This is a genomic window from Chromobacterium vaccinii (genome assembly GCF_000971335.1).
In the GTDB taxonomy this organism is placed as follows: Bacteria; Pseudomonadota; Gammaproteobacteria; order Burkholderiales; family Chromobacteriaceae; genus Chromobacterium; species Chromobacterium vaccinii.
Genome location: NZ_JZJL01000004.1, coordinates 157,368 through 167,782 on the forward strand (window position 1 = coordinate 157,368; position 10,415 = coordinate 167,782).

Below are 10,415 nucleotides of genomic sequence, written 5' to 3' on the forward strand. Positions count from 1 at the left end.
TTTTGTTTCCGCCTCAGGCTGGCGCGCAGAGCCGGCGCAGCAGCAGGTGGGAGGCCCGCTCGCCCGGCACTAGCTCCTCGCACTGGTAGCCGAGCGCGGGAAGATCCAGCCCGGAGAACAAGGCTTCGCCGCTTCCCAGCAGCGTGGGCGCGATGGCGAGGTGGAGCTCGTCGATCAGGCCGGCGCGCAGGTATTGCCGCACCGTATCGACGCCGCCGCCCAGCCTCACGTCCCGGCCGCCGGCCGCTTCGCGGGCCCGATCCAGGGCGGAGAGGATGCCGTCGGATATGAAGTGGAAAGTCGTTCCACCCTTCATGACGAGAGTGGGGCGGGGGTGATGGCTCAGCACGAACACCGGGACGCGGTAGGGCGGTTCCTCGCCCCACCATCCCTTCCATTCCAGATCGGGCCAGGGGCCGCGCAGCGGGCCGAACATATTGCGTCCCAATATCCAGGCGCCGACATTGTCGAAGCCGCGCTCGATGAAACCGTTGTCCACCCCGGCTTCGCCGCCGATGCCGCCGCTGTGCAGGCGCTGGAAGGCGGCGGTGGCGAACGCCCATTGGTGCAAGGCCATGCCGCCAATGCCCAGCGGGTGCTCAAGGCTCTGCGCCGGTCCCGCGCCGAAACCGTCTATGGACAGGGAAAAGCAGGCTACGCGCAGCTTGCCCATTGCGTTCTCCATTGGTGGGAAATCGAGTCATGTCCGATTTATAGACGCGGAAACGGGATGAAAAAACGCCGCCCATTGGGCGGCGTTGCTTATTCGGAGCGGACGGGCTCAGTCGGTGCGCAGCGCGATGTAGAGCACCGCTTCGCCGCGGCGCACCAGCAGCGCGGCGTGGCCGCCGGCGCCGGCCAGCGCTTTTTCAAACGCGTTGATGCTGGTGATGTCGTTCTGGTTCAGCCCCAGTATGATGTCGCCCGGCATCAGGCCGGAGCGCGCGGCCGGGCCTTGCGATTTCTGGATCAGCAGGCCGCCGCGGATGCCGAGGTCGGCGCGCTGGTCGGTCGTCAGCTCGCTCAGCGTCAGACCCAGTTTGCCGAACTGGTAGCCCTGCGGGGAGTTGTCGCTGGCCGGCTTCGTGGTGTTGCCCGGCTCCGGCGCCTGTTCCACAAGCGTGGCTTCCATCGTCTTCTCGAAGCCCTTGCGCCACACCACCAGCTTGATCTTGGTGCCGGGGCCCAGCGAGCCCACCAGCATCGGCAGGTCCTTGGAGCTGTCGATGGACTGGTTGTTGAGCTTCAGGATGATGTCGCCGGCTTGCAGGCCGGCCTTGGCGGCAGGACCCTTGGGATCGACGCGCACCACCAGCGCGCCGGACGGGCGCTGCAGGCCGAACGACTGCGCCAGTTCCTGGGTCACTTCCTGGATGTTGACGCCCAACTGGCCGCGGCTGACCTTGCCCTTGGTCTTCAGCTGGTCGGCCACCTGCATCGCCAGGTCGATCGGAATGGCGAAGGAAATGCCCATGAAGCCGCCGGAGCGGCTGTAGATCTGCGAGTTGATGCCGACCACTTCGCCGCGCAGGTTGAACAGCGGGCCGCCGGAATTGCCAGGATTGATCGCCACGTCGGTCTGGATGAAGGGCACCAGCGTCTCGTCCGGCAGGCTGCGGCCCTTGGCGGAGACGATGCCGGCGGTGACGGTGTTGTCGAAGCCGAACGGCGCGCCGATGGCGGCCACCCATTCGCCTACCTTCAGATCGGCCGGATTGCCTATCTTGGCCACCGGCAGGTCGGCTGCGGCCACCTTCAGCAGCGCCACGTCGCTACGCTTGTCCAGGCCCATCAGCTTGGCGCGCAGTTCGCGCTTGTCGGTCAGCGTGACGCGAATCTGGCCGCCGTCGGCCACCACGTGGGCGTTGGTCAGGATGAAGCCGTCGCTGCTGATGATGAAGCCGGAGCCGTAGGATACGCTTTCCTCCGGTCCTTGCTCCTGCTGCGGCGGCTGGTTGGGCATGAAGCGGCGGAAGAAGTCGTACAGCGGGTCGTCTTCCGGCACCGGGAAGGGCATGTTGCCGCTTTGTTGCGGCGCGGCTCCGCCGCTTTCGCGGGTAGCCTGGATATTGACCACGGCCGGGCCGTCGCGGCTGACCAGCTGGGTGAAGTCGGGCAACAGCATGGCTACGCGGCCATCCTGCTGGGCGGGAATGGCGACGGGGGCGGGCTGGTTGCTGCCTTTGACAAGCTGCTCGATTCTGTCGCAGCCGGACAGTAACGACGCCGCGAGCAGGGCGCCGGCCATGATGCGAAGACTCGTTGTCACTGGCAATCCTCTTGTTAGCTGGCTGATTCGAAAGGGTAAATGGGGGCGAACAGTGGAATATACAATCCGTCTTCTGTCATCGATATCGAATTTCGACTCTATTTTTATCATAACGGTTTTGCCGGATATTCGCAGAGGTCCGCGATCACGCAGCGTTGGCATTCGGGTTTTCTGGCCTTGCACACGTAGCGGCCGAGCAGGATCAGCCAGTGGTGCGCGTCCAGCTTGAATTCAGCCGGCACGAACTTGACCAGCTTGTCCTCCACTTCGCGCACGTCCTTGCCCAGCGCGATGCGGGTGCGGTTGGCGACGCGGAAGATATGCGTGTCCACCGCGATGGTGGGCTGGCCGAAGGCGGTGTTGAGCACCACGTTGGCGGTCTTGCGGCCGACCCCGGGCAGGGCTTCCAGCGCCTCGCGCGTCTGCGGCACCTCGCCGCCGTGTTTTTCCAGCAGCAGCCTGCAGGTGGCGATCACGTTCTTGGCCTTGGTCTTGTACAGGCCTATGGTCTTGATGTATTCGGTCAGGCTTTCCTCGCCCAGCGCCAGCATCGCGGTTGGGGTGTTGGCCACCGGGTACAGCCGGCGCGTCGCCTTGTTGACGCCCACGTCGGTCGCCTGGGCCGACAGCAGCACCGAGATCAGCAGCTCGAACGGCGTCGTATATTCCAGTTCGGTGGTCGGACGCGGGTTGTCGTCGCGCAGGCGGCGGAAGATTTCTTGGCGTGTGGCGGCGTTCACTCTTGGTCCTTGTCTGCTTCTTGCTGGGCGGCCTTCATGGCGGCGGCGCGCTCCATCGCGGCGCGTATCACCGCCATCTTGTCGGAGGACGCGGTGGCGGCTGCCGGCGCCTGCTGTTTGGCGCGCTCCATCGCCTTGCGGATCAGCTCGTTCTTGTCGGCGGCGCTTACCGTCGGGGAAGGCTCGGCGCTTGGGGCGGAGGGCGTGGTTGACTGAGGCTGCGCCGCCACGGCGGCGCGCTCGGCCAGGCGTTTGGCCTTGTCGGCGGCGTCGCGTTCCTTGCGCGCCTGGCGGGCGTCGTAGCGCTTGCGCGCCTGGGCGGCGCGCGCCATCACCCGCTCGCGTTCGCCGTCGGCGGGGTCGGCCACCGGGACGAGGTCGATGCAATCGACCGGACAGGGCGCCAGGCACAGTTCGCAGCCGGTGCATTCGTCGGCGATCACGGTGTGCATCTGTTTGGCCGCGCCGACGATGGCGTCCACCGGACAGGCCTGGATGCACAGCGTACAGCCTATGCAGCTGTCTTCGCGGATCACGGCCAGCGCGCGCGGCTTGGGCTGCGGGCCGGCGGGATCGAAGGGGATGGCCGGCTTGCCCAGCAATTCCGCCAGCGCCCGGATGCCGTCCTCGCCGCCCGGCGGGCAGCGGTTGATCGGGTCGCGGCCTTCCGCCAACGCTTCCGCGTACGGGCGGCAGCCGGCGTGGCTGCATTGTCCGCACTGGGTCTGGGGCAGCAGGGCGTCGATCCGTTCGACGAGGCTGATCACGGGCATGCTTCGAATTCCGCTTCAAAAACCGTTAATTATCGATGTTAAGCGCCTCCGCTTCAACACCCGGAGCGGTCAATTGCGCCAGCAAAATGTCGTGCAGCCGCTGCGCCGGGGCTGCGGGACGGGCTTCGGCGCGGCACAGCAGCAGGTCGATGGCGGGCAGGGGCGGCAGGCGGTGCTGGGCCGGGTCCAGTATCCGCAGGCCGGGCGGCAGCTGGACGGCGGTGCGGGCGCTGACGCCCAGCCCGGCGCGAACCGCCGACCACAGTCCAGCCAGGCTGCTGCCGCTGGCCGCCATGCGCCAGGGGCGGCCAGCCCGGTCGAGCGCGCCGCATGCCTGGGCGCGGATGACACAGGGCGGATCGAACAGCGCCAGCGGCAGCGGGCCGGGCGCGAGCTGGCCGCTGGCCGAGCCGATCCAGTGCACGGCGTAGCGGCCGATGGCCGCGCTGTGCGGCGCGCGGGGGCCGGAATCCCAGGCCAGCGCCAGATCCAGTTCTCCGGCCATCACCAGCTGCTGCAATTCCTGGCTGCGGGCCACCCGCATTTCCACCCGCACTTCGGGGCAGGCGCGGGCGAAACGTCCCAGCGCCAGCGGCAGCAGGCCCTCGCCGAAATCCTCGGCCAGGCCCAGGCGCACGCAGCCGGCCAATGAGGCGCCGCGCGTCGCTTCCACCGCCTCGTCGTTCAGCTCCAGCAGCCGGCGGGCGTAGGACAGCAGCACCTCGCCGGCCGGCGTCAGCTCCAGGCCGCGGCCGCTTTTCCGCAGAATGGCCACTCCAGCCTGCTCCTCCAGCTTTTTCATCTGGGCGCTGACGGCAGAGGTGGAGCGGCCCAGCCTGTCGGCCGCGCGGGCGAAGCTGCCCAGCTCCACGCCGCAGGCGAGGCTGGCAAGCACGTCCAGATCCAATAAAGTTCGTCTCATGATAACCGTCCTGAAATTTGGAACTATTTGTAAAAATATATCTGATTTTAAGGATTTAGTGACTGGTTTACAGTGCAATGGCCATCCCAACCCAAGGAGCCAGGAATGTTTAACCATGCAGACGCCATGCCCCGGCTGGCCCCCAAGCTGGCGGAATTGTCGCGCCAGGTCTTGTTCGACGATGTCTGGCGGCGGTCGGGCCTGAGCCCGCGCGAGCGCAGCCTGGCCACCATTGCCGCCCTGATCGGCCAGGCCCGGCCGCATGCGCTGGACTTCCACTTGCGTCGCGGCTTGGAGAACGGTTTGAGCGCCGAGGCGCTGGGCGAGCTGCTGACCCACCTGGCCTTCTATGCTGGCTGGCCAGCCGCCACCGCCGCGCTTGAGCAATTGGACGCGGTTTTGACCCCGCAAGCTGAATAAGGAGAGCGTCATGCCCTATGCCCGCATTTCCCTGCGCAAAGGCAAGCCGCCGCAGTATCTGCGCGCGCTGGCCGACGGCATTCATCAAGCGATGGTGGAGTGCATCGCCGTGCCGCCCAAGGACCGTTTCCAGGTGATTCATCAACATGAGGCCGAAGAGATGATCATCGACCCGGATTACGGCGGCGGCCCGCGTTCCGACGATTTCGTGCAGGTGACGCTGCATTTGGGGCGGCCGCGTACCAAAGAGGCCAAGGCGGCGCTCTACGCCAGGATGGCCGAGCGATTGAGCGCGTCGCCGGGCCTGGCGCCAGCCGATCTGATGGTGGTGTTGATCGATGGCGAGATGGACAACTGGTCGTTCAGCCATGGCCGCCAGGCGTCGCAATTGCCGCCGGAGACGCTGCGGCCATGATAGCCATGCGCTACCGGATCGCGCTGCCGGCCGATTATCCGATGGAAATCATCGAGCGCCGCATCGCTGAGCGAGGCCATCTGACCGACGGCCTGCTGGGGCTGGGCCTCAAAGCCTATTTGTACAGCCGAGCGGGCGAGGATGGCGCGGCTGTGAACGCCTACGCGCCGTTCTACCTGTGGCGAACTTCGGAAGGCATGCGCGACTTCCTGTCCGGCCCGGGCTTCGCCGCCCTGTGCGCGTCGTTTGGCCGGCCGGCGGTGGAGAGCGCGTTTGCCTGGTTCGGCCAATGGAGAGGCGACGTGGCTGAGGCTCGCTATGCGCTGGTGGAGAGGCTGCCGATGGCGGCTTCGGCGGGCATGGATGTTCTGAAGGCCGCTCAGGAAGGCTGGCGCGGCGGCGAGGATGTGCTGGCCGTCGCCGCAGCCTTCGATCCCGCGAGCTGGACCTTGGTCCGCCTGAGCTTGTCGCGGCGGATGCGCGAGCCCGCCGGCGGCGGCGTCAGCGAGTTTTACCGGGTGGGCAGGGTATCGCTCGGCTAGCAGGGACAGACGGTTTTTGTAAAAAAAATGAACAAGATGGCTTGGACGTATGTACAGGTGCGCTATGGTGAAAATACTCACTTTTCCGGGCAGCCTGTCATGAAAATCGCCCACAAAGCCGGCCTGATTTCCGCGCTGGTGCTGGCCGCCACCTTGTCCACGCTGTCGTGGCTGCAATACCTGAGCGTCGCCGACAGCATACGCAGCGGCAAGGAGCAGGAGGTGGTCCAGACCAGCCAGGTGCTGGCCGAGCAGATCGCCAACTGGCTGAACGGCAAGCTGGCGCAAATCCAGCTGATGTCGGAGACCATAGATTCCAATTTCAGCGGCGATCGCATCCTGGAAGTGTTCCAGCGCCCGATGCTGAAGAAGGAATTCAAGCTGATCTTCGGCGGCCTGGACACCGACGGCAAGAAGATCTCCAACGATTCGTCATGGAATCCGCCGCCGACCTGGGACGCCCGCAAGCGGCCGTGGTACCCGGTGGCCAAGGCCGCCGCCGGCGTCGGCCTGACCGATCCCTACCCCGACGCCGCGTCCGGCGAGATCCTGATCTCGGTGGTGGCCAAGCTGACCGACAAGGGCGCGTTCAAGGGGGCTTTCGGCGGCGACTTGAGCCTGAAGTCGGTTTCGGACGCGCTGAATACCGCCACGTTCAACGGCGCGGGTTACGCCTTCCTGCTGTCGTCCGACGGCAAGATCATCAGCCATCCCGACGCCAAGCTGAACGGCAAGAGCGTCGCCGAGCTGTTCGGCGGCACCGCGCCCGCGCTGGGCGACAAGGTGCAGGAGCTCGAGGTCGGGGGCCAGCGGCTGATGGTGGCCTTCCACCCGCTGGACCGCCTGCAGCCGGCCAAATGGCTGGTGGGGGTGGTGCTGGACGAGGACAAGGTGATGGCCGAGGCCAGGCAGATAGGCTGGCGCGGCTTTTGGGGCGCGGTGATCGGCGTGGTGCTGAGCATGGCGATACTGAGCACGCTGATGCAGCAGATCCTGCGCCGGCCGTTGCAGCAGTTGAAGCTGTCGCTGGCCGAGCTCAACAGCGGCAACGGCGACCTGACCCGCCGCGTCGATGAATCGTCCAATGACGAATTCGGCGAAGTGGCGCGGGAGCTGAACCGCTTCATCGCCTACCTGCAGCGGCTGATCGGCGACATCCGCCAGATTTCGACGCGGGTGTCGCAGGGCGCGGAACAGAGCGCCGGAGAGGCGAGGCAGAGCAGCGGCGAGGCCAGCCGGCTGCAGCAGGAGCTGGAGCAACTGGTGGCGGCCATCCGCCAGATGGCCGAAGCCGCCGGCGAGATGACCTCCAGCGCCGGCGCGGTGGCCGAGTCGGCGCGGCTGGCGCATGAGGAGACCGGCAGCCGGGTGTCGCTGGTGACGCAGTCCAGCCAGTCGATACGCCGCCTGGCCGACACGCTGGACGAAACCTCCCGCTCGATGAACGAGCTGGCCGAGTTCAGCAAGAACATCGAGTCCATCGTCCGGGTGATCACCGGCGTGGCCGAACAAACCAATTTGCTGGCCTTGAACGCGGCGATCGAGGCGGCGCGAGCCGGCGAGATGGGGCGCGGCTTCGCGGTGGTGGCGGACGAGGTGCGCAAGCTGGCGTCGCAAACCCAGCAGGCGACGCAGGAAATCCGCGCGATGATCGAGCAGCTGCAGCGCGGCGTCGGCGAGGCGAGGCAGAAGATGGACGAAAGCCGCGAGCGCGCCAGCAGCACGGTCAAGGACGCCGAGCAGATCAGCGAGATGCTGCTGCGCATCCAGGACGTGATTTCCGACATCAACGCCAAGAACGGCGAGATCGCCGGCGCGGTCGACCGCCAGAGCCGGATGACGCAGGAAATCAACGACAGCGCCGGCAATATCCAGCACATCGGCCAGCGCGTCAGCGACGCGGCCCAGGTGCAGCTGCAGCACTGCGACGACACCGCCGCCGACGTGGCCGAGCAGGACAAGATGATAGGGCGGTTCCGGCTGGAGTGAGCCGGAACGTAGTTGCAAACAGCGGCGGAAGCGCGATATCGCCGGGCTTCCGCCCTATTTTTTGCGCGCCAGCATCGTCATCAGAAAATCCTTGCCGAACAGCTGGCTGGATGCGGGCATCTCCCGCATCGGCGCGATGGCCTCTATTTCCAGCCATGGCGACCATAGCTCGCGCAAGCGCCGTTCGTCGTACCCCAGCCCGCCGCCCAGGCTGTTTTTCTCGTATACCTCGGCGTCGCTGAGTCCGCTGCCGCCTGACGGCGCGAAGCACACCAGGCCGAAATGACCGCCCGGTCTCAGCATGCGGGCGACACGCGCCATGTATTGATGCCGCCGATGCGGAGCGAGGTGATGGAAGCAGCCGCCGTCGTAGACCAGATCGGCCGAACCTTCCTCGAATGGAAATTCGAATACCGAGGCCTGGATGATTTCGACGCGCTGCCCGCTGGCGGCGACCCGCTCGCGGGCCCAGGCGATGGCGGATTCGGAGAAATCCACGGCCCGAACGCGAAATCCCTTGCCGGCCAGGTGCACGGCGTTGCGGCCGTGGCCGCAGCCCAGATCTATGGCTAGTCCCGGCGCAACGCGGCCAGCGTCCAGCCAGCCAGCGAGGTTTTCGTCCGGCGCGTCGATGAAGAAAGGGCAGGGGCGTTGCCGATTCACGTAGAACGACGGCCATTTCTCATTAGCGCTGGCGAGGAGAGCGTCAAGGCGAGCCAGTTCTGTTTCATTCAGGGTAGTGAAGTCTGGTGGGGAAGGCGTCATCGGCTACAGGCTTTCATTTGGAGGTTGTAGGCTTTCGCCATGCGTTTGCCGGAGGGGCGCAAGTCTGCGGGCGGAGCTGGTATTCCGAAGGCTTGGGCCGGCATTGGCGGAACGCCTGGAAAGCCATTTTCCCCCATGTGGGGGCCTGCGGAATGAAGACGGGAGCGTGATAGCCTGACAGGCTCGCGCGGGCAAGCCTTGGGGCTTGCCCATCCTGTGGGAAATCAAATTGGCACGAACAGCGACAGCCAGGCGTTCCAGCCGGCGGTGCGGTTCTTGGCGTCGAATTCGTCGTAGGCTTTCAGATTGGCGTACCACTTGTTCTTGCCCACCTTGAAGAAGTAGCCGGCTTGCGGTCCCAGGGCGGCCACTTGCGATTTCAGGTTCTTGTTGCCGATGCCGGGCGCGGAATCGTTGCTGAGCTGGTGGTAGGCGTAGCCGACCAGGCCGATGTGGAAATCCTCATTCAGAAACTGCGACAGCGACACGTCCAGATGGGCGTCGGCGCCGTTGCGGTAGCCGGTGTCCGGATTCTTCTGGTTGACGGTGAAGCCGAGCACGGCGGAGAACTCGGTGCCGCTGTTCTCGTTGAGATAGGTGTAGCCGCCGCCGGCGTCGTACGACCAGTGGTTGAGGCCGAGGTTGGCGGCGCGGTTGACGTCGTAGTCGCCCGTCGGCACGCCTATCGTCGCGTAAGCCAGGTAGTTGTGGCTGCCCAGCTTCCATTTCAGCGTGGCCATCGGGTACAGGTCGCCGATGCCTGAGCGGCTGTCGTCGCTGCTGGCGGAGCGGGTCCGGCCGCGCGCCGTGGTGGTGGATTCGTTGTCGTAGACGTCGGTGCGGCCGTACAGGCCAGTCAGCGAGAATGCCGCCTGCGCGCCGGCCACCGGGGTGGCGAAGGTGTAGGCGGGCGCGATGAACAGGGTGTCGCTGGGCGTGCTCAGGGCGCTGTCCTGCACCCGCCCGTTTTTGTTCTGCTTGCGGGTCTCGGAATTGGCGTAGGCGTGATAGCCGCTGAAGGTCCATGACCAGCCTGGATCGTTCCGCACCGCGGCGAAGGTGCCGATCTGGCCGGGCAGCCAGAAACCCAGGCCGCCTTCGTCGGCGCGGGCGGGCGCGGCGAACAGGCATCCCGCCGCCAGGAAAAGCGAGGAGAGGCGGACGAGGGGGAGGATCTTGTTCTTCATGGAGGAAGCTCTTGCGGTATGGCTGGGGTGAATGCCATTTGAGTTTGGCATAATATCATGACGGGGAATAGAGGAGCGGCCGCACATGAAAAAGCCGGAGCCGCGATGCGGCTCCGGCTCGGCGGACCGGGGATTTACAGCGGCTGTTGCAGCTGCGCCAGGATTTGCGGATTCTCCAGTGTGGACACGTCCTGCGTGATTTCCTCGCCCTTGGCGATGGAGCGCAGCAGGCGGCGCATGATCTTGCCGGAACGGGTCTTGGGCAGGTTTTCGCCGAAGCGGATGTCGTCCGGCTGCGCGATCTTGCCGATCTCGTGCGCCACCCAGTTCTTCAGCTCGGCCGCCACCGCCTTGGCGGCGTCGCCCTGCGGCCGCTCGCCCTTAAGCACCACG

The 10,415-nt window shown here is 66.0% G+C and carries 12 protein-coding genes; 4 read left to right on the forward strand and 8 right to left on the reverse strand.

The window, feature by feature from the left end; all coding sequences use genetic code 11:
- Nucleotides 1–13 precede the first annotated feature (13 nt).
- The 5 genes from VL52_RS03535 to VL52_RS03555 all read right to left on the reverse strand — a co-directional run bounded on the left by VL52_RS03535 (nucleotide 14) and on the right by VL52_RS03555 (nucleotide 4,704).
- Complete coding sequence (locus VL52_RS03535) at nucleotides 14–673, reverse strand: dihydrofolate reductase family protein (RefSeq protein ID WP_046155728.1); 660 nt, start codon at nucleotides 671–673, stop codon at nucleotides 14–16.
- Between the two features lie 108 nt (nucleotides 674–781).
- A complete protein-coding gene (locus tag VL52_RS03540) occupies nucleotides 782–2,248 on the reverse strand; it encodes a DegQ family serine endoprotease (protein WP_046155729.1) in 1,467 nt (488 codons plus the stop codon).
- Between the two features lie 128 nt (nucleotides 2,249–2,376).
- Entirely contained in the window at nucleotides 2,377–3,009 is a 633-nt protein-coding gene (gene nth, locus VL52_RS03545; protein WP_046155730.1) for an endonuclease III, read from the reverse strand.
- Nucleotides 3,006–3,782, reverse strand: a complete 777-nt coding sequence (gene rsxB / locus VL52_RS03550; protein WP_046155731.1) for an electron transport complex subunit RsxB — start codon at nucleotides 3,780–3,782, stop codon at nucleotides 3,006–3,008. The genes nth and rsxB overlap by 4 nt, the downstream gene beginning before the upstream one ends.
- Before the next feature lie 25 nt (nucleotides 3,783–3,807).
- A complete protein-coding gene (locus VL52_RS03555; protein ID WP_046155732.1) occupies nucleotides 3,808–4,704 on the reverse strand; it encodes a LysR substrate-binding domain-containing protein in 897 nt (298 codons plus the stop codon).
- 105 nt (nucleotides 4,705–4,809) lie between these two features.
- Between VL52_RS03555 and VL52_RS03560 the strand changes: the two genes are divergently transcribed.
- The 4 genes from VL52_RS03560 (at nucleotide 4,810) to VL52_RS03575 (ending at nucleotide 8,070) form a co-directional block, all read left to right on the forward strand.
- A complete protein-coding gene (locus VL52_RS03560; protein WP_046155733.1) occupies nucleotides 4,810–5,124 on the forward strand; it encodes a carboxymuconolactone decarboxylase family protein in 315 nt (104 codons plus the stop codon).
- 10 nt (nucleotides 5,125–5,134) lie between these two features.
- Nucleotides 5,135–5,539, forward strand: coding sequence for a tautomerase family protein (locus VL52_RS03565; RefSeq protein WP_046155734.1), 405 nt, complete (start codon nucleotides 5,135–5,137; stop codon nucleotides 5,537–5,539).
- Nucleotides 5,536–6,081, forward strand: a complete 546-nt coding sequence (locus VL52_RS03570; protein WP_046155735.1) for a DUF4865 family protein — start codon at nucleotides 5,536–5,538, stop codon at nucleotides 6,079–6,081. Before VL52_RS03565 ends, VL52_RS03570 begins: the two co-directional genes overlap by 4 nt.
- Nucleotides 6,082–6,180: 99 nt before the next feature.
- Nucleotides 6,181–8,070, forward strand: a complete 1,890-nt coding sequence (locus VL52_RS03575) for a methyl-accepting chemotaxis protein (RefSeq protein WP_046155736.1) — start codon at nucleotides 6,181–6,183, stop codon at nucleotides 8,068–8,070.
- 54 nt (nucleotides 8,071–8,124) lie between these two features.
- Here the strand turns inward: VL52_RS03575 and VL52_RS03580 are convergent, their stop codons facing one another.
- The 3 genes from VL52_RS03580 to VL52_RS03590 all read right to left on the reverse strand — a co-directional run.
- Nucleotides 8,125–8,835, reverse strand: coding sequence for a class I SAM-dependent methyltransferase (locus VL52_RS03580; RefSeq protein WP_046155737.1), 711 nt, complete (start codon nucleotides 8,833–8,835; stop codon nucleotides 8,125–8,127).
- A gap of 224 nt (nucleotides 8,836–9,059) precedes the next feature.
- Complete coding sequence (locus VL52_RS03585; protein WP_046155738.1) at nucleotides 9,060–10,022, reverse strand: SphA family protein; 963 nt, start codon at nucleotides 10,020–10,022, stop codon at nucleotides 9,060–9,062.
- 134 nt (nucleotides 10,023–10,156) lie between these two features.
- The coding region (locus VL52_RS03590) for an AMP-binding enzyme (protein ID WP_438939060.1) at nucleotides 10,157–10,415 on the reverse strand (259 nt) is incomplete at its 5' end.

Bases quoted from the DNA above. Each gene is read 5' to 3' on its own strand.
- VL52_RS03535 (WP_046155728.1), bottom strand. From the start codon at position 673: ATGGGCAAGCTGCGCGTAGCCTGCTTTTCCCTGTCCATAGACGGTTTC.
- VL52_RS03585 (WP_046155738.1), bottom strand. From the start codon at position 10,022: ATGAAGAACAAGATCCTCCCCCTCGTCCGCCTCTCCTCGCTTTTCCTG.
- rsxB (WP_046155731.1), bottom strand. From the start codon at position 3,782: ATGCCCGTGATCAGCCTCGTCGAACGGATCGACGCCCTGCTGCCCCAG.
- VL52_RS03580 (WP_046155737.1), bottom strand. From the start codon at position 8,835: ATGACGCCTTCCCCACCAGACTTCACTACCCTGAATGAAACAGAACTG.
- VL52_RS03570 (WP_046155735.1), top strand. From the start codon at position 5,536: ATGATAGCCATGCGCTACCGGATCGCGCTGCCGGCCGATTATCCGATG.
- VL52_RS03540 (WP_046155729.1), bottom strand. From the start codon at position 2,248: ATGGCCGGCGCCCTGCTCGCGGCGTCGTTACTGTCCGGCTGCGACAGA.
- VL52_RS03575 (WP_046155736.1), top strand. From the start codon at position 6,181: ATGAAAATCGCCCACAAAGCCGGCCTGATTTCCGCGCTGGTGCTGGCC.
- VL52_RS03560 (WP_046155733.1), top strand. From the start codon at position 4,810: ATGTTTAACCATGCAGACGCCATGCCCCGGCTGGCCCCCAAGCTGGCG.
- VL52_RS03565 (WP_046155734.1), top strand. From the start codon at position 5,135: ATGCCCTATGCCCGCATTTCCCTGCGCAAAGGCAAGCCGCCGCAGTAT.
- VL52_RS03555 (WP_046155732.1), bottom strand. From the start codon at position 4,704: ATGAGACGAACTTTATTGGATCTGGACGTGCTTGCCAGCCTCGCCTGC.